Below are 25,771 nucleotides of genomic sequence, written 5' to 3' on the forward strand. Positions count from 1 at the left end.
CAAGGATTAAACCTATTAAAGTCCTACGCTGAGGCCAGCATTGAAACTGGGTGTGATTGGGTAGTTACCTACGTCAATACCCAACAGTTGGTCATTAGCCGCACCTACACCTGGATCCAGACCACTGTATTTGGTGAGTGTTAGGATGTTGTTCGCTGCAATCGATACGCGAACCCGTTTCAGACCTATGCGATCCAGCAGACCAGTTGGCAGGGTGTAACCCAGCGTGATGTTCTGCAGACGCAGGAACGAACCGTTTTCAACATACCACGAGTTGATGGCGCCGTTGGTGCTGATGTTCGATACGTCTTCGAAAATTGGCTGGTTGGTGTTTGTGTTCGTTGGCGTCCAAGAGTTTAGAACCCGTGTGCTAACGGCGGCACCAGGGAACGATGGATAGAAGTCCGTGAACCACTTCGAGTAGTTGAGCAGGTTGTTACCCAGCGAGGTGTAGGCATACACCAGGAAGTCGAAACCTTTGTAGTCCAGCCGCAGGTTAATACCGCCCGTGAATTTAGGAACAGGGCTACCGATGAAGGTACGGTCAGCTTCGTTAACAATACCGTCGCCGTTGGTATCAGCATACCGGAAGCGACCAGCACCAGCACCAATTTGGTACGTACCGCCGGTTGCACCAGCATTGGCCCGGTTTACTTCTTCCTGCGACTGCCACAGACCAACTACTTTGTAGCCGAAGAATGAGCCCAGTGGCTGACCAGCCTGCAGACGCGTTGGCAGACCACCAATCCGGTTGGTTGGCAAACCTACGTCGAAATAATCAACACCCGGAGCCAACCCCTGAATTTCGTTCTTCAGGAAGCTTCCGTTTACGCTTACTTCGTAACCAAGACCCGACGCGCTGGTACGTCCACGTGTCGTAATCTGCAGATCGATACCCTGGTTACGCATGCTACCTACGTTGACTGAAGGCGCGCTAGCACGCGAACCAACAACACCTGGAATTGGAGCCTGGAACAGCAGGTCGCGGGTATCTTTCCGCCAGATGTCCAATACCAGATCCAGTTTACCGTTCAGGAACGTACCATCAACACCTACGTTCGTGGTTACGCTACTTTCCCATTTTGCGTTCGGGTTACCGATCCGGTTCCGGAAGAAAGCTGCTGCTGTTGAACTATTCGAACCTGCGATGTCATAGCCGTTTGCTACGTTCGATTGATACAGGCTGAATTGGTTGTTTGGATCAACGTTGTTCGAGTTACCCATAATACCATAACCACCCCGAATTTTAAGATCGGTGATGAACGGTACGTTTTTCATAAACTCTTCACCCGAAATTCGCCAAGCTGCCGAGAAAGCCGGGAATACGCCGTAACGGTTAGCCGAACCAAAGCGGGACGAACCATCGCGACGAATAACGCCCGTCAGGATATACTTATCCATCAGGATATAGTTAGCCCGACCAAAGATCGAATAGAAATTAACCCCGTTGTACAGATCACCGTTCAATACTCGGCCGCTACCCGACGTCGTGTTAAACGATACGTAGTTAGGGTCTGTCGTGAATGGGTTCTGACCCGTACCGCTGATGTTCCGGCCCGCGCCATCGTTCAGGGCTTCAATACCCGCCAGTACGTCCAGGCTATGGTCATTACCGATGCGGGTTTTATACTGAGCCGTGTTCGTAAATACCCAGTTGAAGTTGTAGCCAGCACCTTCGTTCAGCGAGAAAGCCCCGTTGTTTTCAGCATTCTCATAGCTACGCCGGTTGAAGTTTTTGTAGTAGTAATTACTGTAACCACCACCCAAGCTACTACGCAGGGTCAGGGCTGGAATCGGATCGTATTCCAGATATACGTTACCAAAGGCGCTTACGTTGAAGCTCCGGTTATTCCGGACACCATCACGAGCTGCTACCGGGTTAGCTGGGTTGTTGAACCCTTTAGCGGCCGTACCCGCGTAACCACCAAACTCATCATAGATAGGAATGATCGGTGCCATCCGGAACGCTGACAGAATAACGCTTTCTTCCTGAGCCAGTTGCTGACCGTTAGTACCTCCACCAATTTGACCCGAGTTGTTGATGTACGTCATCTGGAAGTTCTCGCCAAAACGAAGGTTCTTGATGATGTCGAACTCCGAGTTAGCCCGGATGTCATAGCGCTGGTAATCATTATATTTCAGAATACCCGCCTGCTTCTGCTGACCTAAGCTCACAAAGTAACGGCTGCTTTCCGTACCGCCCGAGAAACCCAGCGTCTGCCGCAGTAAGGGAGCATTACGAACGATAGCACCATACCAATCAGTCCCCTGCTTATTCGCCCGAACAACTTGGTAGATAGCTCCGCGGTTTGGGTCAACGTTGTAATTAGCCCGTTCTGCATTCAGGTCAACTGTACCGATAACGCCCGACCGGCCGCCTACGTTGATATAATCTGGCAACACTGGTGTATTACCCGAACCATATTGACCGCTGGCAATACCTGTATAGCTAACTGGTTGCCCAAGTGATGTTTGACGATTACGTACCGCAGCCCAGGTCCAATCAGCTTGCTGCTGAGGATTCAACACGGCGGGGGCTGTACCTGGATCGGTGAAGCCGTACAGACCATCGTACGAGATGCTCAGTTTCTGTGCTTTCCGCTGACCTTTTTTCGTGGTGATGACAATCACACCGTTAGCAGCACGCGCACCATAAATCGATGCCGATGAAGCATCTTTCAGGATCGTGGTCGACTCAACATCGTCTGGATTCAGAAACTGCGTGCTTTGCGTAGGCACCCCATCTACTACGTAGAGTGGCTGGTTACCCCCAAAGGCACCAAAACCACGTACCCGAACGGTGTTGTTAGCCCCTGGCTGACCGCTGGCAATAACCGTTACCCCGGCAACCCGGCCCTGCAACTGCGTTTCAACGTTAGCCGATGGAACAACTTTAAGATCCTGGGCTTTTACAGTGGCTACAGCACCAGTGGTTTCGCGCTTGTTATCGGTGGTATAACCTGTTACGACAACTTCCTGCAGCGCCGTTGCGTCATCCTGCAACACAATGCTGAGCGTTGTCTGGTTGCCGACGGCTACCTCCTGCGTTTTTGAACCAATGGCCGATATAACCAGCACTGGATTTGTGCCCCGAATGCTCAGGGCAAAATTACCTTCGGCATCCGTAGCTACCCCGGTCGTCGTGCCTTTCAGGACAACGTTGGCGCCGGGAACGGGGCCGTCAGCATTGGTAACACGTCCGGTAATCCGGCGGTCCTGGGCCATCGCATTCATACTCAGTAAGAGCAGAAAGACACCCAGTACTACAGACTGTAAGGTCTGGTAGAGTTTAGTGTTCATAGGGTTTGTATTATTGAGCTATAAATTTGAATCAATATTAGATTCCCTATTTTACTTTTCAAAGGTTCACTTGATCTATACGTGCAAAAGATTAGATTTATTCATAAGTTTATTAAAAAAGTATCAATTTAAAATCAGAGAAGATCAATAAAGTACCGATTAATCATTAATCCAATTTCATCCGAAAAGATCAAGCTACTCTCTCTTAACTTCTATTTACTTTTTTCAGGTTAGTTTATTAACGCTGAGTACACCTACTCCCCTCCCCTATCAGCCGCTGTATTTCCTATGGTTTTTACTTAACTACATCACAATTAACTTTGCTGCCGTTTGTTTGCTGGGTTTTGGTATCGTACAGATTATATTTTGTATTTTAGCCATCCCATTTGTTGCTTACCTATGTTTAGACGCTTTCTCTCTGTCCTTTTACTTTCTGCTTCACTTGTCTGGTCGGTTGCCGCCTGCCAGTTTTCGGAAAAACCCTTATTCAGCCTCTTACCTGCCGACGAAACCGGCATTACCTTCTCTAATCGGATTGTTGACAACGACTCATCCAGCATCCTGGATGCCGAATACTATTACAATGGTGGTGGCGTCGCTCTGGGCGATTTTAACAATGATGGGAAGACCGACGTGTTCTTCTCCGGTAATCAGGTGGCCAACCGGCTCTACCTGAACCAGGGCGATTTTAAATTCACCGACATTAGTCAGTCGGCGGGGATTGGTGGAAATGGCAAGTGGTGCTCAGGCGTTACGCTAGTCGATGTGAACAACGATGGCTGGCTGGACATCTATGTGGGCGCTACGTTAAGCAACAATGCCCGGCGCCGGGAAAATCTACTGTATGTCAACCAGGGGGCTAAAAACGGCCAGCCACCCGTTTTTCGGGAGATGGCAAAGGAATACGGGATTGCCGACGATGGACACACGACCAGTGCGGCCTTCTTTGACTATGACAATGACGGTGACCTTGATCTATATGTGTTAACGGACGTCATCGACGACTACCCGAACGCCTATAAGGCCAAGATCCTGGATGGCACCGCTCCCAACACCGACCGCCTGTATCGCAACGACTTCGACGCTAAAGCTGGCCACCCGGTTTTCACGAACGTATCGAAGCAAGCGGGTATTCTGATTGAAGGGTATGGGCTGGGGTTAAATATCACCGACATCAACCGCGACGGCTGGAAGGACATCTACGTGACCAACGACTATCTGTCCGACGATTTGCTGTATATCAACAATCGCGACGGTACGTTCACCGACCAGGCTGCCAAGTATTTCAAGCATACCAGCAACACCGCTATGGGCAACGACGTCACCGACATCAACAACGATGGACTGGTTGACGTAGTGGCACTGGACATGATGCCCCGCGACAACCGACGCAAGAAAATGCTGCTCGGGCCGAACGACTACCAGACGTACCTCAACAACGAGGAATACAAACATATGCACCAGTACGTCCGGAATACACTGCAGTTGAACCAGGGTAACCGCCCGTCCTCGAAAGCCGATTCGGCTCATCCCGTTTTCAGTGAGATCAGTCTGTTGGCTGACGTTGCCGAAACGGACTGGAGCTGGACTCCACTGGTAGCCGATTTTGATCACGATGGGTACCGCGACCTGATTGTAACCAATGGCTTCCCGAAAGATGTAACCGACCGCGATTTTATGGCCTTCCGGACCGAGAGTTCGAGCGTTGCCGGACGGGCCTTCACCATCGATCAGATCCCTGAGGTCAAAATCAGCAATTACGCGTTCCGCAATAACGGCAGCCGTCAGCCCGGTGCCCTGACGTTCGAGAATGTCACGCAGAACTGGGGAGTCAACAATCCGTCCTTTTCGAACGGCGCGGCTTACGGCGATCTGGACAACGACGGCGACCTGGACTATATCGTCAACAACATCAACGATTCGGCCTTTGTCTACCGAAATAACCTGGTTGAAAGCAAGCCCGAAAAAGCGAATTACCTGCGGGTGAAATTCGTCGGAGCAGCGCAGAACCGGATGGGACTGGGTGCTTTTGTCGAACTGGACTATGGCCCGGGCAAGCAGCATCAGGTGTACGAACATAGCCCCTACCGGGGGTATCTGTCAACGGTTGAGCCTGTTGCGCATTTTGGTCTGGGCGGGGCTACGACCATTGACGAGGTACGTATCATCTGGCCTGCGCACAACGGTGAGCCTGCTCGTCAGCAGACGCTCCGCAACGTAAAAGCCAATCAGATTCTGACTGCTGATATCCGTAACGCCCGCGAACCGCTGAGTCGTCCGGCCCAGCCCAAGACTCAGTTCACGGAAGTGACCGACTCGCTGGGGATTGCCTTTATGCACCAGGAACCCGAGTACATTGACTTCAACGTACAGAAACTGCTCCCGCACAAGTTTTCGCAGTACGGCCCGGCGGTAGCGGTGGGAGATGTCAACGGCGATGGGTTCGACGATATTTTTCTGGGTGGCTCCCGGACCAAGAAAGGGCTTTTTCTGTTACAGACGGCCCAGGGATCGTTCACCGAAAAAGATCTGCTACCCACATCTCCATCCCTTCCGGGTCAGACCGACGGTAAGCCGGAAGAGGACATGGGAACGCTACTGTTCGACGCAGACGGCGATGGTGACCTGGATCTCTACGTGGCCAGCGGCAGCAGCGAAGGCAATGCCAATACGCCTGTTTTTCAGGATCGACTCTACATCAACGATGGTAAGGGCAGCTTTACGCTGGCAGCGCAGGCTTTGCCGGTAAATACAACCAGTAAATCCTGCGTAAAAGCGGTGGATTTTGACCGCGATGGTGATCTGGATCTATTTGTTGGCGGCCGGGTTGAACCCGATCATTATCCAAAACCCGTATCGAGCTGCATCCTGCGGAACGATTCCAAACCAGGCCAGCCCCGTTTCACGGACGTAACGAAAACTGTAGCCCCCGAGCTGACAAACATCGGTCTGATCTGCGACGCGCTCTGGACTGACCCCGACAACGATGGCTGGCCCGATCTCCTCCTCTCGGGCGAGTTCATGCCGCTGACGCTGCTGAAGAACAAAGCGGGAAAACTCACGAAAACTACCTGTGGGCTGGATGCGCAAAAAGGCTGGTGGAATTCCCTTGTAGCCGGTGATTTTGACCGCGATGGCGACATTGACTACGTAGCGGGTAACCTGGGACTGAACGCCCGGATGCGCGCCAGCGACCGGGAGCCAGTGCGGGTTTACGCCAGCGATTTTGACAATAACGGATTCTACGACGTGATTCCGACAATTTTTATTCCCGATGAGAACGGGGCCAGCCGGGAGTTTACTTTCCACGGGCGTGAGGATCTGATCAAACAAATGATCACCATGCGTCGCCGGTTCCCGATGTTCAAGGACTTTTCTCAGGCCAGCATCGACAAGCTTTTGACGCCCGAAGAACGGCAAAGCGCGCTGGTGCTGGAAGCCAACTACATGCAGTCGGCCTACGTAGAGAACAAGGGCGATGGGACGTTCGTACTACATCCCCTACCCATCCAGGCGCAGCTGGCCCCAATTTTCGGGATGGTTGCCGAAGACGTTGACCGCGACGGAAAGCTGGATGTTTTGCTGGTGGGGAACGACTACGGCGGGGAAGTCCTGTCGGGGCGCTACGATGCCCTCAACGGCCTTTATCTGAAGGGCGACGGAAAAGGTGGTTTCGCGGCTCAGCCGCTTGCCAGCAGCGGGTTTTACGTACCGGGCAACGCCAAAGGGCTGGCCCAACTCACCGACGCCAAAGGGCGCGAGTTAGTCATTGCGACGCAGAACCGGGGGCCGCTCTGCGTCTTTCGCAACAGCAATCCGGTGCCCAGCGTGCGCCTGCGCCCAGCCGACGTATCGGCGCTGCTGACCTTCCCTGATGGTAAGAAACAGAAAGTAGAATTTACGTACGGCAGTTCATTTATGTCCCAGTCGGCCCGGGTCCTGTTCATTGATCCGCAGGTAAAATCAATCGAGATCAGCGACGCGAAAGGAAATAAACGTCAGGAGATTGGCTCTGATAGGCTGGTCAAACGCTAACAAAAAAGCCGCCCCGACTATCGGGCCGGCTTTTGCTTGTAAATAAATAATCCAAACTGGTTTAGATTATTTACCCCTAAATCCCCTGAAGGGGACTTCTCTCGTATGTAGACAAAGTTCTCTTTGGGGGATTTAGGGGTTATGAGCTTTACTCTAAGGTAATCTCACTGATCTTCTTATTACTACGTAAGCCGTTTTATGCTTCGGCCTGTTCTGCCTCCGCAGTCACCTCGGTCAGCGGCCTCAGATTACGCTGCTCTTCGCCGTTGAAGGGAAACACATCCAGAATTTTGGTGGTATTCACATCAGTGATTTCAAAAGGGTCCAGCGAAGTTTTCAGGCTGTATTCCACCCGTTCGTAAGCCTGTTTGGGGTTCTGGGCGTTGATAAGCATGTTGCTGGGCGTTTTCTTTTGTTTGCCCGTTTTCTCATCTTCCAAAATATACATGGCTTTCACCTTATACCAGACGGTCAGCCGCGCTGTTTCGCCCCCGTCTTCTTCGTTGAAGAATACATCGGCGAGCTGCATCCGGCTGATGTTAGTGATTTCAAAATCGGGTGTATTGGCCGCAATCTCCTGATACAGCCGGGCTTCAGCCTCGGTATAGGAAACGGCATCAACCAGATACGCTTCCGTAACGGTTTTCTGTTTGATAAACTCTTCGTTCCGCGTGCCGACATTCGAGTCGTCAATGGGCTGCTGATAGCGAATTTTACCGAGGAACCAGTTTGGCATGTTTGCGTGATTTAGTCTATAAAGAAAACAAGAAAAAGTGGGCGAAGGTGCCTAAAAAACGGCAATTTCCCAGCTTTTTGCGCAAGAAGATCAGCCAGCGCAGCACCAGCAATACGGGTCCGTAAGCCAGCAAAAAGCCCCGTCTTCCTGAGACGGGGCTTTTCTGTTTCGGCGTTTTCGTCTAGAGAATCAGACCACTTCGGCGGAGCATTGCTTTCGGTGATGGCTCGCGGCCCCGGAATTTTTTATACAATTCCATCGGACGCTCGCTGCCGCCTTTTTCGAGTACGTTCTTCCGGAAACTATCGGCGGCCGTTTTATTGGTCAGACCACCGTTTTCCTTGAAGAACTCGAACGCATCGGCGTCCAGCACTTCACTCCATTTATAGCTGTAGTAACCCGCCGAGTAGCCCCCTGCGAAAATGTGCGAGAAGGCCGGGCTGAAGGCGACGCCCTCTACGCGGGGGAACAGGTTCGTCAGGGAGTCTACTTTATTTTCAACGTCCGAGATACTCTCGCCGGTTGGTTTCTGGCCGTGGTAGTACATGTCGACCATACCAAACCGCAGCTGACGCAGATTAGCCAGGCCGGCCAGGAAGTTCTGGCTCGCGCGAATCTTCTCGATTAACTCGTTCGGGATCACTTCGCCAGTCTGGTAGTGTTTGGCAAACAGTTTCAGTGCTTCAGGATCATAGCACCAGTTTTCCATTACCTGCGAAGGCAGTTCCACAAAATCGCGGGGCACGCTCGTGCCGCTCAGACTTTCATAGTTACCGTTAGCCAACATACCGTGCAATCCGTGGCCGAACTCGTGGAAGAGCGTCGTCACCTCATAGAAGGTCAGCAGCGAAGGCTTCGTGTCCGTGGGCCGGGTGAAGTTACAGACGTTGATGATATGCGGCCGTACGTTCTGACCCTTTTCGACTTTCTGCCCCTGCAGATCGTTCATCCAGGCACCGCTCCGTTTCCCGGCGCGGGGGAAATAATCGCCGTAGAACACAGCCAGGAACTTCCCGTCCTTATCAAATACGTCGAAGGTTTTCACCTCAGCGTTATAAACCGGAATGTCCTTTCGCTCCTTGAACGTAATGCCATACAGTTTATTCGCTACCGTAAAAGCACCATTCAGGACGTTTTCAAGTTTGAAATACGGCTTCAGGGTTTCGTCGTCGAGGTCATATTTTTCTTTCTTCAGCTTCTCGGCGTAGTAACTGTTGTCCCAGGCCTGTAGCTTGTCGTCGGTGAAACCGTTCGCTTTGGCATACGTCGTCAGTTCACCCAGTTGCTTCTCGGCGGCCGGGCGGGCATAACCCACCAGTTCATCCAGGAAGCTCTGTACTTTGCTGCGCGAACCGGCCATGCTTTCTTCCAGCACAAAATCGGCGTGGGTCGGATACCCCAGCAGATTAGCCCGCTCGTACCGCAGTTTTACAATCTTGTCGATGATGGCCGAGTTGTCGTTCTTGTCGCCGTGAAAACCGCGTCCGTTGAAAGCCATATACAGCTGCTTACGCAACTCCCGGTTGTCGGCATATTGCATGAACGGACCGTAGCTGGGGGCCTGTAGGGAAAAGACGTATCCCTCTTTGCCCTTCTGTTTCGCCGTTGCTTTGGCCGCTTCGACAACGTAATCGGGCAGACCGGCCAGGTCTTTTTCGTCGGTCACGAGCATGGTGTACTCGTTTGTTTCGTTCAGGACGTTTTCACCGAACTGGAGCGACAGCTGCGACAGTTCTTTGTCGATAGCCCGCAGCCGTTCCTTGCCTTTTTCGTCCAGGTTGGCTCCGTTACGCGAAAAGCGTTTGTACGCTTTTTCGAGCAGCATTGCACTTTCAGGATCAAGCTTCAGTTTCTCCCGTTGGTCATACACCGTCTTGATGCGTGCGAACAGCTTCTCGTTCAGGGTAATGTCGTTGCCGTACTCACTCAGCATCGGCGATACTTCCTTCACGATCGCCTGGATCTCGGGCGAAGTTTCGGCGCTGTTCAGATTAAACAGCACAGATGTTACTTTGCCCAGTTGTTCACCCGACTGTTCCAAAGCGACAATCGTATTCTCGAACGTTGGCTTGGCGGCATTCTTAACAATAGCCTCTACCTCTTTCCGACCCTGCTCCAGGCCATCTTTGATGGCAGGCAGGTAATCGTCATTCTTGATCTTGTCAAAAGGGGCCGTCTGATGGGGTGTCGTGTACGGCGCTAAGAAAGGATTCTGGTTCATTTTGGATTTAGCCGACGCTGACTGGGCTATCGCGGTGGTAGGCATCAGCACTGAAGCCGACACGACCGTAGCGATGGCCGCCAGTACCCCGCCGGTTTTCATGAGTTGTCGATGTATCAACATTGCAAATTGCGAAATGAGTTTCCCGGAAAAATACGAAACAATTGGCGCGTTGCCAATGGGCAGCTTAGTCAACGGCCGAAAGTCGGGTCGAACGGCAATGGATTCAGGCTAGCGGTACTATTTGCCGGTTCAGCTACCGGTTTTCTCAGTTGGCTATTCTGGTAGACTGATCGACAGCAGCCGTGCCTATCTTTGTCACGTTACGTTCTACATTTATGGCCATTCCCGATCCTTCAACCGTATTTCCGCTGGCTGGCTACGACCGGCTGTGCTTTCTGAAAAACGTCGTCAACCACCCGCAAATCAGCATTGGTGACTACACGTATTACGATGATTTCGACTCGGTCGAGAATTTTCAGAAGAACGTTCGTTACCTATTCGACTTCACCGGCGATCGGCTGACCATCGGCAAATTCTGCATGATTGCGTCGGGTGTAGAGTTTATTATGAACGGCGCGAATCACCTGGTCAACGCCGTCACTTCGTATCCATTTGCCATTTTTGGCGGAGACTGGGCCAACGCCATGGACGGGAAATCGTATCCTACCAAAGGCGATACGGTCATTGGAAACGATGTCTGGATTGGCTACCGGGCCTCCATCCTGCCCGGCGTGACTATCGGCGACGGGAGTATTATTGGCTCATACTCGGTCGTTACGCGCGACGTACCGCCCTACAGCATTGTCGGTGGAAATCCCGCCAGGGTGATTCGTTCCCGATTTGACGAAGCCACCAGAACAGCTCTGCTGGCCACCCGCTGGTGGGACTGGCCGATTGACAGGATTACCCGTTACGCAGCCTATCTGACCGGTCCCGCTACGGATTTTCTGAACGCCCTGGCGAACGATCAGTGATCACCAGTTCGCCAGGCGCAGTTTGTCGGGTTGCAGCACGCGAATAGCCGTGCCGATCTGCTCGATCAGCCCATCCTGTTTGAACTCGCTCAGGGTTCGGATCAGCGATTCGGTAGCGGTGCCCACAACCGAGGCCAGGTCATCGCGCGACAGTTGAATGAGGCCCTGTTTTTTGCTTTGGGTCGCGTCGGCCGCCTGTTGCTCGTGCAGGCGCAGCAGCGCATCGGCCACCCGACGACGTAGCGAACTATACGCCATCCCCACCAGTTGCTGTTCCCGTTCGCTGATGTGGCCCGCCAGCATCCGGATGAACTGCTGCCCCACTTCGGTATTGGCCAGCAGTAGTTGTTTGAAATCCTCCTGAGGGATATAGATCAGTTCGGATTTTTCCAGCGATACGGCCGAATCGGTGTACTCTGCATCTTCCAGCAGCGCCAGATAACCAAAGAATTCGCCAGCTCCATAAATGCCCGTGATCAACTCCTTGCCGTCGGCATTGGCCCGGACGGTTTTTACCTTACCCGACTGGATGAAATACAGACGACTGGGCTCATCCCCTTCGGTGTAGATGTATTGCTTTTTATGAACCAGGTGCGGCTTCCGGTCGGCCGACAGGCTTTCCAGATTACCCACCTGCCGGGCGTCGTGCAGGAACTGACTCAACCCATCCTGCTGCAGATCATAGTTCTGTTTCAGGTACTGGAATCGGTTCAGGCGTCCTTCGATAGCGCTCAACAATTCGCTTTCGTCGAAGGGTTTGGTCAGGTAGTCGTCCGCCCCCAGTTCCATGCCTTTCCGGAAATCGACGCGCTCCGTTCTGGCCGTCAGGAAAATAAAGGGTACACCTGTCAGCTGCGGATTTCGGTTGAAAATATGCAGCACCCCGTAGCCATCCAGCACCGGCATCATAATATCGCAGATGACCAGATCCGGGCGCTTTTCCAGCGCCTTCTCCACCCCAATTTTACCGTTCTCGGCCGTCACAACAGTGTAGCCGGTCAGTTCCAGAATCTCGGCGGTGTTTTCGCGGATGGCGTTATTATCTTCAATTAACAGAATTGTCTTCATTGGGTAATAGCAGGGTCACCGTAGTCCCTTTGTTCAGTTCACTTTGCAAGTCGACACGACCGCCCATCAAGTCAATATATCGGGCCACAATATGTAGTCCCAGGCCCGTTCCGGGAATATTCGTTACGTTGTGAGCCCGGAAAAACCGCTCAAAGAGATGCTCCTGATCGTCACGGGAAATCCCCACCCCCTGATCAATAATCGATAGTTCGATCTGGTCATCGCTGCAGCTGCAGCGTACCGTCACTACCGAATTTGCGTCGGAATATTTAATGGCATTGGAAAACAGATTGACAAGCACTTTCCGCAGCAGCGAGGGATCTACCCAAATCGGGCTCTGGCACTGTAGATCCGGCCGAATCGTCTGGCCGGGTTTCAGTAGTCCCTGCATATCGTCTGTCACTTCCTGAATCAGTTCAGCAACATCAATCTGCATCGGTCGGGCTTCAATGCGGCCTTCCTCCAGTCGATCCACCGACAGGAATTCTTCCAGAATATCGTTGAGATGGTTGACCGACGCCCGGATGCGCTGCAGGTGTTTCTGTCGTTTATCCTGCTGGTCGCTGGCCGGGTATTTCTCGATCAGCGTTGCCGAGGTCAGCACGGTTGTCAGTGGGGTGCGGAACTCGTGCGACGCCATCGACACAAAGCGTGATTTCAGTTCGCCCAATTCGCGTTCGGTTGTCAGGGCCTTGGCGAGTTCGTCCTTCGAATGTTCCAGTTGTTCAAGAGTATTCATCAGCGCGTGGGTCCGGTCAGCGACTTTCTGCTCCAGTTCGGCGTTCAGCCGCTCGATCCGATCCCGGTGGGCCAGCAGTTCCCGCTCAGCTTCTTTCTTGAACGTAATGTCGATGATGTAGGCAACGGCATACAGTTCGTCGTCCATCCGGAAATAACTCAGACTAATTTCTACCGGAAACACCGATCCATCCTTGCGCCGGGCGTGCAGATCGCGGTTGTGCCCCATAGCCCGCACCTGCGGGTTGGCGTTGAACGACTGCCGCAGTCGCTCGTGGTACTGACTCACCTGCGTGGGTACCAGCACCTCAATCGGCTGCCCGGTCAGTTCGCCATCCGGATAGCCAAACAGCTGCCGGGCCAGTCGGTTAACGGATACGATCTGCCCCTGCTGATCGGCCACGATGATAGCAATGGTCGCGTTTGTGTACACGGCTTCGTAGCGCTGAACACTTTGTTTCAGACTGCGTTCGGCCTGATACAGACGTACCAGATTGGTTAGACGTACCAGAAAATAAGGCATCTGTTCCTCATTGACGAACGTAAGCGAAACACGCCCCCAGAATAACGTACCATCCTGCCGGCTTAATTCGGCTTCGCGCTCGAATCGGGCCTGCGATCTCATACGATCCATAAACAAGGTAACATCGACTTGTCTGTCGTCGGTTACAGCGGTTAATATGGCTGGAAACCAAGTTGAGTCAGCCAACAACGCTTGCTCCGAAGGGAAGCCCAGCATCTGAACGCCAGCCTGGTTAACGCGCGTAAATCGCCCCTGAGACATTTCGTAAATCCCGATAAAATCATCGCTCTGCTCAAACAACAGATCAGTCAGCGTACGGGAGAAGATAGTTGTGGGCATACACTTTTTGTGTGGTGTAGGAAAAGGCTTTTTAGACAGGATTGCCTGGTTTTTATTTATTGAAAAGCCTGTAATCCTGTCTAAAAAATAAACTTGTCATGAATCCCTTTTTATGGCTCTCGGTTTTCCCGACAAAGCTAATCTATATAAAACGACAGTTGGGCTAAGGCGGAGCTGCCAAAAATCAGTTTCTTCGCTGATACTCCTCATAGTATCCGGCTCGTGTTCGGGGCAATTTTACCCCTGATTTCAACGTCCCGACGGCCAGTTGGATATTTTATCATGGAACTCAACACGCTTTCTCCGCTTTTGATCCCTGCCAAATCGGCCGTATTACTGGTATTTCTACCGGCAGCATCCTGCCCTGATTCGATCCGCCAGCGGGCTTCTCTTACCCGACTGATCGATCCGTTACAACAACAGTTCAATGGCCGGGTGCGGATTCTCAAAGTTGATGAGAACACGTATCCGGAAGTGGTGCAAAGCTTTTCGGTGAAAGCATTTCCTACGTTCGTACTGGTACAGCAGGGCGTCGAACTCTGGCGGCAGGAAAGTTTATCGCCGGGCGAACGTAGCTTTGATTTTTCTCATTTCCGGGCCTGATATCAGTCAGTTCAGGGGTGGTTGAGAGGCCTTACTTTTACCACCGAAAGTTTCTCATACTGCCTTATCCGTTATGCCAGACTCGCCTATACATCTGCTCCCGAAAGACGAACAGCCGTCCATCCAGACCTGCCGCAGCCAGCACTGCACCTGGAATAAACTACTAATCCACAACGAGCAGGAAATCGACCAGCTCCAGGAGTTGCTGGCCGACCTGCTGGAAAAGCACACCTACCGGAGTCTGCGCCACCGGGCGCTTGATTACTACAGTAACCTGAACCAGCTAAAAAGCCGGATTCAGCGGCTGCGGCTCGATATGATCTGCGAAGGCGTCGATTGTTCGCCGGTGGAGCCCACCCCCTGCCGTGAGCCGCGCTTTGGCCTGTTCGCGACCATCGAGTCACATTTCCGCAGCCTGACCGACGAGTTCAGCCATCTCAAAGCGGGCTGTTATCAGTTTTTGTCCGTCGTCGTCACGCTTAATTTACTGTAACGCCTTACCCGACGCAGTCACCCGTTGGTTTTCTGATGATCATTCTCGCTTTTTTTCTGGCGCACTGGTACCTGTCGGTACTGATGCAGACCTTATTTCTTCACCGCTACGCGGCTCACCAGATGTTTACCATGAGTAAAGGCTGGGAAAAGTTCTTTTACGTGCTGACGTTCATCGGGCAGGGCTCGTCGTTCCTGAGCCCGCGGGCGTATGGGATTATGCACCGGCTGCACCACGCCCATGCCGATACGGAGCAGGACCCGCACTCGCCGGAGTTTTCCAAAAATTTGTTTGATATGATGTGGAAGACGCGGACGTATTATAATGACATCCTGAACAACCGCGATTCGATTCCGGCGAAGTTCAAAAAGGGAGTGCCCAACTGGGAATGGATGGAGCGGTTCGGGGATCGGTGGCTGGTGCGACTGGCCTGGGGAACGGCTTACACGCTGGTCTACATTCAGTTTGCCGCAACCCCCTGGTTATTTCTGTTGCTGCCGGTGCATTTTCTGATGGGACCGGTCCACGGCGCGATCATCAACTGGTATGCTCACCGCTACGGGTACACCAACTTTGACGTTGACGATACGGCCAGAAACCTGCTGCCTTTCGACTTTCTGATGATGGGCGAGTCGTACCACAACAACCACCACAAATTTGGTGGCCGTCCCAACTTCGGCGGCTTTCGCTGGCACGAATTCGATCCGGCCTATCCCCTGCTGAAAGTCCTGAACCAACTACACGTCATCAAGCTGCGGCTCGGCCGCGACGAAGCGTATATGTAAGTCCCGTTATTCATCAGCCTGCCTTGTCGAAGCGTTCGACACAAAAGCGGGGTCTTGTCGAAAATTTCTGATTTTCTCGACAAGACCCCGCTTCACTTTCTGGGGTACTTACCTGGGCAGATAAACGCTGAACGTAGCCCCTTGTCCGGGTCGGCTGGTGGCCGTAATGGCCCCGCCGTGGTTGGCCACTACCTTCTGACAGATGGCCAGCCCAACGCCCGTTCCGGCGAATTCGTTACGCCCGTGGAGCCGCTGAAAGACCTGAAAAATCCGGTCTACATACTTCTCGTCGAAGCCAATCCCGTTGTCGATTACGTCAATTCGGTAATATACAGCCGTATGACGGACCGGACTTACCGATCCGGGCAACTCGTCAATCCGTAGAGCACTGGCCTGAATTTGGATGTGGGGGGCAATAGTTTTCCCGAATGGATCTGTCTGCCGGAACTTGAGTGCATTGCTGATGAGGTTCTGAAAAAGCTGACGCAGCTGCGACGCATCGCCCGGCACGATGGGGAGTTCCGATACGTCGATCCGGGCGTTGGTTTCTTCAATGGCGACGGAGACGTTATCCAGTGTATCCGTAACAACCTGCCGAAGGGCTACCGGTTCGGTGGTGGCCTGTCGGGTCGAGATGCGGGAGAACGTCAGCAGATCCTTGATCAGGATAGACATGCGGTTGGCAGCCCCCTGCATCCGTTCCAGATACGCCAGTTCATCGCCGGTTGTGCTGGCATACCGCGTTTTCAACAAATCACCAAACTGCTGAATCTTGCGGAGGGGCTCCTGCAGATCGTGGCTGGCGATGTAGGCAAACTGTTCCAGGTTCTCATTCGAGCGGGTCAGGTTCCGGTTCACTTCGCCCAGTTTCTCGTTCGTGGCGATAAACTCCGCGTTGATGCTGGTCAGTTCCTCGTTCATGGTTGCCAGCTCCTCATTTATCGACGCCAGCTCTTCGGTACGGCGCTGTACCTGCTGCTCAAGAGCCAGCTGAAGCTCGCGCTGGGCAGTAATCTCCTGGGTTACACCCACCATCCGCGTTGGCTGTCCGTCAACGACCTGTACCGGCAGCCCTGTCGCTTTGATCCAGTGCAGCGAACCATCGGGCCAGTTAACCCGGTATTCGGCATGGTAGGTCTGCATGGTTTCACAGGCTTCACTTACCGCTTCCTGCATCTGGGGCAGATCTTCGGGGAGAACCATACTCAGCAGGTCAGGGAAGTTCAGCGTAGCATCGGGCAGCAGTCCATAGTTTGCTTTACAACGGGCCGTACAGGCCATATCGCCCGTTGTCAGATTGAGTTCATAGGACCCTAACAGGCCAGCATCCAGGGCCATAATCAGGCGTTGGGTTGTTTGCAGCAGTTCTTCCTGCGCGACTTCCAGGTGCTGCCGCGCCAGCACCTGCTCGGTTACGTCCACGGCCGAGTTAACGACACCGTACACAGTCCCCGCCGAATCGCGCAGGGGCTGAAACATCAGGTTGTAATAATTGTCCTGGATCTCTCCTCCCCGCAAAACAGCGTATTTTCGCTCCCGCAGGTACCGGCTTACCCCTGAGTTATACACTTTCTGCAACGAAGTCATGTCGTGCTGCTGAGCCAGCTCAGGAATGGCCTCGCCAAACGTTTTGCCAATAACGGGGCCTTCCAGACCCAGCATATCCATCATGCGGGCGTTAACGAATTGCAGTCGCAGCTCCTCACCAACAAATACGGCCTTGGCCACGGGCGACTGTTCGATAACCGTCCGGGCAAATAGTTCGCTTTTCTGCAAGGCCTCCTGCGCTTCCAGTTCCGTGCGCAGGTCCCGGAATACGCCCGCAATAGCGTAGGGCTGCCCCGTTGTCGAGTCGGTCAGCAGATACACCTGAGCCGCCACCGGAAAACGTTCTTCGGTTTTTGGCCGCCAGAACCAGGTTGTTCCCGTCCACTGACCCGCAATAACACGGGGAATAATCTCAGTTTCCAGCCGTATCTGCTCTTCGGGCGGGTAAAAATACCGGATCGATTTGCCGACTACGTCATCTCGACTGACACCGAACAGGGCCAGGGCGTAGTCGTTGATGAACTGCACCTGCCCATCCAGGCCCGAAACGGTCATAATCTCGGGCGCGTTTTCGACCAGCAGGGCCAGCTGCTGCTGCTGCCGTCGGTTCAGCACCTGTTCCGTTACGTCGATACAGACGATGGATACGCCGGTAATGGTTTTATCCAGTCCGATAAAGGGTTCGCAGGTAAGATCCAGGTAAATAGTACAAATCTGGCCGTCGCGTTCCAGTTTAAGCATCAGCTCCCGGGCTACGAAGGGCTGTCCCGTTTCGCAAACGCTGGTCAGCACCGGCCCCATTCCCTGCTTTCTGAGCTCCGGAAAGATATCCAGCAGCGGCTGGGCGATCACCTTGTCGCGCGTGCGGTCCCAGAGGGCAAGCATCCGGCCGTTGACCAGGGATACCCGAAAATCTGGTCCGTTAAACAGAGCCATGGCTACCGGTGCCTGTTCAACAAGCTGCTGAAACTGTAGCTCGGCGGCTCCGGGCAGAAACGGGCTTTGCGTAGCCACCGCATCGATAATGCCCGACAGGCGTTCAAGGATACCTTCCGAATTATAGTAGGCCCGACCTTTGGCCCGTAACCGGCGCACGGCTCCAGGCTGGGTATTCAGCCGAAAAATAATTTCGTATGGTTTCTCCGACTCACCAGCCTCCGGTTTTTGTAACGCATCCTGAACCCTGAACCGATCTTCGGGATCCAGCAAAGCCAGCACCGTTTCGGTGCCAACGTAGGCTTCGCTCGATGGCGTACCAAGCAGTTCCCGGCAGCAGGGGTCCCACCAGCATTGACCAGTTTTCAGGTCGGCTTCCCACGTACCGATTCCGGCCGCATGTAGTGCCGCTTGCTGGTGCGGGTTCTGGGTCGAACTGGTCAGACTAACTCGTTTTTGTTCATCCGTCATGGAGTAACGAATCCTTTTGCCAGGCAATTTAGCAAAGGATTCATGTTACCAAAAGGTTTATGGCCAAAACAAACAAGTTAGTTAGCGCGTTTTAGGCCGGCATAAATATACTGAACGTAGCACCTTCGCCGGGTTTACTGCTGGCCGTGATGGCTCCGCCATGATTCGCTGCCACTTTTTCGCAGATAGCCAGCCCGATCCCCGTGCCAACGAACTCGTTCTTGCCGTGCAGGCGCTGAAAGACCTGAAAGATCCGGTCTACGTATTTCTCGTCGAAACCGATACCATTGTCGACCACGTCGATCTGATGATATGCAGCACTGGACCGGGTGGGCCGCGCACCAGTCGGCAAGTCGGACGCATTGACACGCCGGGCGCTTACCCAAATCTCCGGTATACTACCGGGCTGCTGAAACTTGAGCGCATTGCTGATGAGGTTCTGAAAAAGCTGGCCCAGCTGAGAAGGATCTCCCTGCACGACGGGCAGCGCATCCGCATGAACGATGGCCTTTGTTTCCTGAATGCGCAGATCCAGATCCGTCAGCACCCCGCTCACAACCTGATTCAGACCGACGAGAATGCTGTTGTTCTGCGAATTCGAGATGCGGGAGAACGTCAGCAGATCGCGGATGAGGGCTGACATTCGGCTGGCCGCCGACTGCATTCGGTTGAGGTAATCAATACCATCACCCAACTGCCCGGCGTACCGGGTCTTGAGCAGATCACCAAACTGCTGCACCTTTCGTAATGGCTCCTGCAGATCATGACTCGCTACGTAGGCAAACTGCTGTAGGTTATCGTTGGAGCGAATCAGCAGCTGATTGGCTTTTTCAAGTTCTTCATTGATGGCAGCCAGTTCTTCATTGGCGGCCGCAATCTCTTCATTGGTCGTCGTCATCTCCTCGTTCATGGCTTCGAGCTCTTCGGTTCGCTCCTGCACCAAGTGTTCGAGCGCCAGTTGTATTTCCCGCTGCTCGGTTACGTCCTGGGCGGTACCGCTCAGCGTACGAGGATTACCTTCGTCGTCGTAGAACACCTGCGCCTGTGCATGAATGATCCGGCGCTGCCCCGTCCGCTGATTGATGACAGGATGCTCGTTTTCGTAAAAGCCGGACGAGCCCGGTCGAACTACCGCCTGGAGTTGCTCGGCCACCCGCTGGCGATCCTCTTCGGGCAGTGGATTGAACACCTCCGTTAGCGGCTGCGTCTCTTCCGTAAAGCCAAGCCATTCTTTAAACCGGTCGGAATACTGAAACTGGCCCGTTTTTATATCCATACTCCAGGTGGCCAGCTCCGCCAGTTCAACCGCGCCCCGCAGGGCCTTTTCCGTATCCGCGATCTGCTGCCGGGCTTTCACCTCACCCGTAACGTCAATGGCAATGTCCAGAACGGCATATACGTTTCCCTGCTCGTCAAACAGAGGGCTATAGGTGATATTATAAAAGTTATGCGTCATGACGCCATGCTGCACAATATCGACCTGCGTATTAAAGCTCTGGTACATTTTTCCGGTGGTGTAGACATCATCCAGAATCTGCAGAAAGGGCTGACTGTTCAGTTCCGGCATCACTTCCCGCAGCGGTTTACCAACAATATCCGGCCCTTTGCCGACAATATCGATAAACGCATGATTCGGCAATTCAACGATCAGGTCCCGCCCCACGAACAGCCCCATGGCTGCCGGAGCCGTTGAAATAATTGATCGCAGTTTAGCCTCACTGACTTCCAGTCGCTGACGGGCACGCACGCCGTCCGTTATCTCGATGGCGGTGTTGATAATTCCGTAAATCTCACCCGATGTCCGGCGCAGGGGCTTGAACGTAAAGTTGTAGACACCGGCATAGGTCTCTCCGTTACGGATCAGCTCAAAATGTCCTTCGGGATTCGTATAGGTTTCGCCGGTGGTATAGACCTGCCGGAGAATAGTCATGAGCGACGTATGCTTCAGCTCGGGAACGGCCTCCATGAATGGTTTCCCCAGCACCGCCCGGCCATCGCGCCCCAGAATATCCAGCATCTTTTCATTAACCCGGTTGATGATCATGTCCTCGCCCAGGAAAACCATTTTCGGCACGGGCGAGTGTTCAATGATCGTCTGCAGGTACAGCTCCCGTTCTTCCAGTTCCTGCTGGCTCATCACCTGCTCCGTTACGTCCACGGCCATATTCATGATGGCATACACGTCCCCCTGCTCGTTGAACAGCGGCTTATACGTAAAATTGAAGTAAAACGGGGTCAACTGCCCATCCACGACCAGATCGGCCCGATCTTGGGTAGCTGCGTATGATTTCCCCGTGGCATACACCTCGGCCAGAATGTTTGGAAACGGCTGATCAGCCAGTTCGGGTAGCCCTTCGAGCAGTGGTTTCCCGAGAACGGATGCATCTTTGCCCCAGTATCGGAGCATGGTTTCGTTCGCTACGTCTATCCGCATATCCGGCCCGACCAGCAGGCAGGTGGCCACGGGAGCCTGCTCGATCAGGCTGCGGAAGCGCCGTTCACTGTCGGCCAGCTGCTGCTGTATCCGAACGTCTTTAGTAACATCCTGTGCGACGCCCGCGAACCGCAGGATAGCGCCTGATCCGGAGAAGTAGCCCTGCCCGTACACACGTACCCAGCGCTGATCCCGGTCGTTTTCGGCCGTTGTCCGGTACGTTACATCATACCCGCCCCCCGATGCAGGATTCATGGCCCAGGCCACGGCAGCCTCCACCCGGTCAATGTCGTCCGGATGCACATGCCGAATCGTCTGTTCGTAGGGTAACGGCTTATCGACCCGCAAGCCAAACAACTCGCGGCACCGATCGTCCCAGATAACCAGGTTGGTTGCGGGGTCCAGTTCCCAGACACCAAGCCGGGCTGATTTCAGGGCAAAATCAATATCTAATCGCTCGTTGAGCCCCTTGTTCTCAAATGGCTTCTGCTCGCCAGTCATGAATACGTATAACAGCTTTAAAGGACAAAAGTAGGTGGATGGATTTGTAGTAGCCTAACCAGACCGTCAGCTTTTAGGTTTTAACGGTCATTTCGTGCTTGTTTTCAGGCTATACATCGTACTGCCCCCTACGTTACTCAGGACGCCCTCCAGCTACGTTCGTTACCGACGAATTTGGCCGGGCCTGCCCGATGGTATCAACAAACAGCAGGCCATCGAAACGCTCGATTAGCCGGATGGGTTGAAAATAGGCCTGGGCAAAACCAGGTCTGTAAACCGAGCCGATGCTCCGCATGGGGAGGGGCTCGGTCAGCCAGTTTTCACCGTAGGTGTTTCGTGGCATCGACCGGAAATCAACGATGAATGTTTTTAGGCCCGTCCGGGCCAGATACCCGTCTACCGACTGTTCGGGCGCAGTGTTGGCCGGAAACGGCCTCAGCCACTGACGGGACGAATCGGCGGTCGGCACTTCCCGCGCCAGAAATGTACCTTGGTTAAAGCTGGTCCCCAGAGCGTAGTAGGCACTTCCATAAAACGCCCGCAGGTAAGCGCCCAGCGGTCTGAAGAGACGGTTTCCGCCCGTTGCTACGTGCCCATTATGCCCCCAGATCACGAAGCGGGTTCCGGCAGGCTCCCGCTCGATCAGCCGCCGACAGTTATCGGCCATGTACCGGTCACGCGGAGCAATACCCGCCGAATCCGGCTGTCCGTAAAACTCAGCATACTGCGTCAGTACGTGGGCATACGCGCGCAGCTGTTCGTATTCGTCCCGGTCGGCGGGTTCTGTCGATCGTAAACTATCCAGACTGTCAGACAGCTTGCTGTAGCTGTCCTGCGCCTGTCTTAGTGCATACTGCGCTGCCGAGCTGGTGTCGGAACGTACCGATTGGAGCGAATCCAGGTCCAGGGCGAACAGGGCTTCCGTTAACCTAACCCGCTCCGGGGCCACCCGCTTCAGGTAGGCTAGTAATTTGTCTTTACCCGGCTGGTTATACTGAGGATCAATGCCCGCGAACCGAAGCTGTTCGGCCGCCGGAACGTCCTGGTTGTACTGGCGTGCCCAATCGATCAGCCCTTTCATTTCGTGGGTATCCCAGGCCCAGAACCCCTGCCCGGCGAGGACGTTTTCATCCCCGTCGGTTTTTCCCGTTACGTAGTCGTTAATCTGCTGCCAGCCCGCGTAGCTTCCTTCCATAACAAGTACTCGAAATCCCATATCCCGAACCAGAAAGTCGAGCAGCCGGTGTTTGGCCTGAAAAAATTCGTGGGCGCCATGCACCTGTTCCCCGATACCTACAACCCGCACCCCACGCAGTACGTCTTTCAGTGGGGCCAGATCCGTCCGGCTGGTATCGATCGATAGCGTCGTCAGAGGAATAGCCCCCGATTTCAGCCAGTTGACAATAGCGGTCTGTTTCCGGCGTCTTTCGGCCAACTGGGCAGCGTACGCATCTCCCGACAGCAGTTCATTCAGTTCGAGGGTATAATGGCCCGTTGGGCCGGGCCTACCGGGGGCACGTACCTGCACCGTGTACAATCCCGCGTGTGGTGCCTGAAACAGACTCTGTTCTTGTTCATACTCGTCCACCGATGTACTCGTGTGCGGAATTGACGTACCCGCAATGTCTGTCACACGGACCGTCGCATCAGTTCCCTGTCGGATGAGTGTAATTTTCATCACCTGTCTGCGCTGTAAGGCCAGCGTGTAGGTATGCGATTCGGTCGGGCGGAGCGCCCGACCAATTGGCTTATTTACTACCAATGGCAGCCCAATGGACTGCCCGGTCGTTTCCTGTCCCAGCCGCAGGACGATCAGGCAAACCAGTACAATGAATCGATGTCCGGCGACTGAACTCATAGATGTAAATAATTGGGGCCAGCAGGCAGTTGTCTGGCTGTCGCAATCCTCCCGTTATTTGTCGGTTTTCACCCGTATTGCGGTTAAGGGCCAACATACCTTTGTCCGCGCATTAATCAATTGTAAAACAATATACAGACGGTCTTAACCTCCATTCAACAACCAGGCCGGGAAAATAGACAAATACCAAATCAACTAACCTCTAATCGGATCAACATACCTATGCGACACTTAAAACTTCAGGTACAGATCACTATCGATGGTTTTTATTGCTGGTCCCAACAGTGAAATGGACTGGCTGACGTTCAACTGGGACGAGGACCTCAAAAACTACGTAGGCGCCCTGACTGAGTCGGTCGACACCATTGTTCTTGGTCGCAAGCTCGCGCAAGGGTTCATTCCTCACTGGGCGGCAAACCCGGAGCTGGAAGGTGCCGACACGATCAACGCAACGCCGAAAGTTGTTTTCACCAAAACGCTGCCGGAGTCCGACTGGGCGAATACAGTACTGGCTACCGGCGATCTGATGGACGAACTAACAACGTTGAAAGAGCAGGCTGGTCAGGATATTATCGTGTATGGTGGAGCTACGTTCGTTTCGGCGCTGATCAAACACAACCTCATCGACGAGTATCATCTGTTTGTCAATCCAGCAGCTATCGGCAACGGTCTGGCTATTTTCCGGGATATTGACCACACCCAGCGACTAACGCTGGTCGACGCCAAACCTTTTGCCTGTGGTATTGTGGTACTGCACTACGTTTCCAAAACGACCTAGCGCTACCGGGCCTGTTATGCAGATCGTGTTAATGAAGCAAAGATGGCCGCCCTTAACCGGGGCGGCCATCTTTGCTTTGAACGTAGTGGGACTCTACTTACTTTTTGGCAGAAGCAATCAGATCGTTCGCCATTTTAACGTAGTCCGCATTTTTTGCCTGCGTTGCCAGATCAACCGTTTTTTGGGCGCTGGCGATGGCTTTGGCTTTTTCGTTCAGTTTCAGCTCGATCCGGGCTTTCAGCAGCATCATCCAGAAAGCGTTCGGATTCTGCTCCGTGGCTTTGGTTACCCAGTTCAGCGCCTGTTTCAGATCCCGATTGGTATCGTAGTAATACGTAGCAGCCTCAAAATAAGCGGGTTTATCCGACGCCATTGATGCTTCGATGTTTTTCAGGATCGCCTGATCAATGTCAGCGGTGATGGTAACCGGAACGCGGGTCTTGTCCCACATAATCTCCAGCACAGCCGAGTTGGGCTTAATATCGGCGATGTTGATCGTAAAAGTTTCGGCTTTGTTAGCCAGCGTGGTTGGTTTCACCTGAACCCGTACGACCTCGTTTTCTTTGTTGTACGCGCCTACGTTGGCACCCAGCGCCAGGTCTTTGGAAAGCATGACCTCCCAACTGCTTTTTCCCGGAATGGTGAACAGGCCGTAGGTTCCTGCTTTCACCTCTTTGCCTTCCAGCTTCACGTCCGAGGAGAAGGTAATTTTAGAGGTTGCGTTGGCACCGGTACGCCATACTTTGTCGTAAGGAACCAGATCACCGAAGACGGTACGGCCTTTGACCGCCGGCCTGGAATATTCCAGCGTAATATCTCCCAGCGCAAACCCTTGTTTGGTGGTCTGGAGCGGGCTGGCGGTTGGAATTCTGAGCTGAGCCTGCGTAACGGAATAGGCACTAACCGTGAGTAAAATAGCTGCGGCAATCGCCGGGAACGTTGGGCACTTCATACTGAAGGAATGGTAAAGTTTGTTACTATGCGTTTGTGTTTTGCCTCCCAAAGGTACAGCGATTGTGTTTGTTCCAGTTAACCTGTCCTTGAAATCAGACTGATTTACGTAGTTCGTTGCACCCAATATCGTTCACTTTCCCGATCCAGCTATCGATCTGATTGCCCGTTTCCGTCATAACTCCCCATAATCGACCATCATGAGCCATGATTGGCCTATAGAGGAGCGATCAGGTATTTTTGTAGCCGTTAACGACTTACGAAACTAAGAAGCTGTTTGAGCTAGCGATTTAGGCCGAAAAGTAGTGGATTTTTGTTGTCAACGAGGCACTTTTCGAGGGCGTAGCCATGCTACGGGCGAGAAAAGAAACGAAGTTGGCAGCAAAAAGACGCGCTTAGCAGCCAAAGCGATCAACTCAAACAGCTTCTAAGCCTGCGAATTACGCCGAATCTCAGTAAATTGCCTTACCTTTTTG

General features: G+C 53.4%; 15 protein-coding genes. 6 read left to right on the forward strand and 9 right to left on the reverse strand.

Features of this window, described 5'->3' with window-relative positions; genetic code table 11:
• Positions 1-15: 15 nt before the first annotated feature.
• Positions 16-3,300: a SusC/RagA family TonB-linked outer membrane protein gene (locus HU175_RS16070; RefSeq protein WP_176567561.1), complete on the reverse strand. Its 3,285-nt coding sequence runs from the start codon at positions 3,298-3,300 to the stop codon at positions 16-18.
• Between the two features lie 399 nt (positions 3,301-3,699).
• Between HU175_RS16070 and HU175_RS16075 the strand changes: the two genes are divergently transcribed.
• Positions 3,700-7,335, forward strand: coding sequence for an FG-GAP-like repeat-containing protein (locus tag HU175_RS16075; RefSeq protein ID WP_176567562.1), 3,636 nt, complete (start codon positions 3,700-3,702; stop codon positions 7,333-7,335).
• Positions 7,336-7,531: 196 nt separating this feature from the next.
• Here the strand turns inward: HU175_RS16075 and HU175_RS16080 are convergent, their stop codons facing one another.
• Positions 7,532-8,071 carry a DUF4494 domain-containing protein gene (locus tag HU175_RS16080; protein WP_176567563.1) on the reverse strand — a complete coding sequence of 180 codons (540 nt, stop codon included), beginning with the start codon at positions 8,069-8,071 and terminating at the stop codon, positions 7,532-7,534.
• A 181-nt stretch (positions 8,072-8,252) separates the two neighbouring features.
• A complete protein-coding gene (locus HU175_RS16085; RefSeq protein ID WP_228724429.1) occupies positions 8,253-10,292 on the reverse strand; it encodes a M3 family metallopeptidase in 2,040 nt (679 codons plus the stop codon).
• A gap of 338 nt (positions 10,293-10,630) precedes the next feature.
• Between HU175_RS16085 and HU175_RS16090 the strand changes: the two genes are divergently transcribed.
• Complete coding sequence (locus HU175_RS16090; protein ID WP_176567564.1) at positions 10,631-11,269, forward strand: CatB-related O-acetyltransferase; 639 nt, start codon at positions 10,631-10,633, stop codon at positions 11,267-11,269.
• On the opposite strand, the gene HU175_RS16095 is transcribed toward HU175_RS16090, so the two are convergent.
• Positions 11,270-12,337, reverse strand: a complete 1,068-nt coding sequence (locus HU175_RS16095; RefSeq protein ID WP_176567565.1) for a response regulator — start codon at positions 12,335-12,337, stop codon at positions 11,270-11,272.
• Positions 12,315-13,937, reverse strand: coding sequence for a PAS domain-containing sensor histidine kinase (locus HU175_RS16100; protein WP_176567566.1), 1,623 nt, complete (start codon positions 13,935-13,937; stop codon positions 12,315-12,317). The genes HU175_RS16095 and HU175_RS16100 overlap by 23 nt, the downstream gene beginning before the upstream one ends.
• 282 nt (positions 13,938-14,219) lie before the next feature.
• On the opposite strand from HU175_RS16100, the gene HU175_RS16105 reads away from it, so the two are divergent.
• The 3 genes from HU175_RS16105 to HU175_RS16115 all read left to right on the forward strand — a co-directional run bounded on the left by HU175_RS16105 (position 14,220) and on the right by HU175_RS16115 (position 15,818).
• A complete protein-coding gene (locus tag HU175_RS16105; RefSeq protein WP_176567567.1) occupies positions 14,220-14,540 on the forward strand; it encodes a thioredoxin family protein in 321 nt (106 codons plus the stop codon).
• 73 nt (positions 14,541-14,613) lie between these two features.
• On the forward strand, positions 14,614-15,033 hold the full coding sequence (locus HU175_RS16110) for a hypothetical protein (RefSeq protein WP_176567568.1): 420 nt from the start codon (positions 14,614-14,616) through the stop codon (positions 15,031-15,033).
• Between the two features lie 35 nt (positions 15,034-15,068).
• Complete coding sequence (locus HU175_RS16115) at positions 15,069-15,818, forward strand: acyl-CoA desaturase (RefSeq protein WP_176567569.1); 750 nt, start codon at positions 15,069-15,071, stop codon at positions 15,816-15,818.
• Between the two features lie 108 nt (positions 15,819-15,926).
• On the opposite strand, the gene HU175_RS16120 is transcribed toward HU175_RS16115, so the two are convergent.
• The 3 genes from HU175_RS16120 to HU175_RS16130 all read right to left on the reverse strand — a co-directional run bounded on the left by HU175_RS16120 (position 15,927) and on the right by HU175_RS16130 (position 23,566).
• The gene (locus tag HU175_RS16120) at positions 15,927-18,773 is read right to left on the reverse strand and encodes a PAS domain S-box protein (protein WP_176567570.1); all 2,847 of its coding nucleotides are present in this window, start codon (positions 18,771-18,773) and stop codon (positions 15,927-15,929) included.
• A 91-nt stretch (positions 18,774-18,864) separates the two neighbouring features.
• Complete coding sequence (locus tag HU175_RS16125) at positions 18,865-21,708, reverse strand: PAS domain S-box protein (RefSeq protein WP_176567571.1); 2,844 nt, start codon at positions 21,706-21,708, stop codon at positions 18,865-18,867.
• A 133-nt stretch (positions 21,709-21,841) separates the two neighbouring features.
• Positions 21,842-23,566, reverse strand: coding sequence for an erythromycin esterase family protein (locus tag HU175_RS16130; RefSeq protein ID WP_176567572.1), 1,725 nt, complete (start codon positions 23,564-23,566; stop codon positions 21,842-21,844).
• Positions 23,567-23,825: 259 nt separating this feature from the next.
• Between HU175_RS16130 and HU175_RS16135 the strand changes: the two genes are divergently transcribed.
• Positions 23,826-24,344: a dihydrofolate reductase family protein gene (locus HU175_RS16135; protein WP_218036997.1), complete on the forward strand. Its 519-nt coding sequence runs from the start codon at positions 23,826-23,828 to the stop codon at positions 24,342-24,344.
• Between the two features lie 97 nt (positions 24,345-24,441).
• On the opposite strand, the gene HU175_RS16140 is transcribed toward HU175_RS16135, so the two are convergent.
• The gene (locus HU175_RS16140; protein WP_176567573.1) at positions 24,442-25,296 is read right to left on the reverse strand and encodes a DUF2911 domain-containing protein; all 855 of its coding nucleotides are present in this window, start codon (positions 25,294-25,296) and stop codon (positions 24,442-24,444) included.
• Positions 25,297-25,771: the final 475 nt, after the last annotated feature.

Origin of the sequence: Spirosoma sp. KUDC1026, assembly GCF_013375035.1 — a bacterium.
Taxonomy (GTDB): domain Bacteria; phylum Bacteroidota; class Bacteroidia; order Cytophagales; family Spirosomataceae; genus Spirosoma.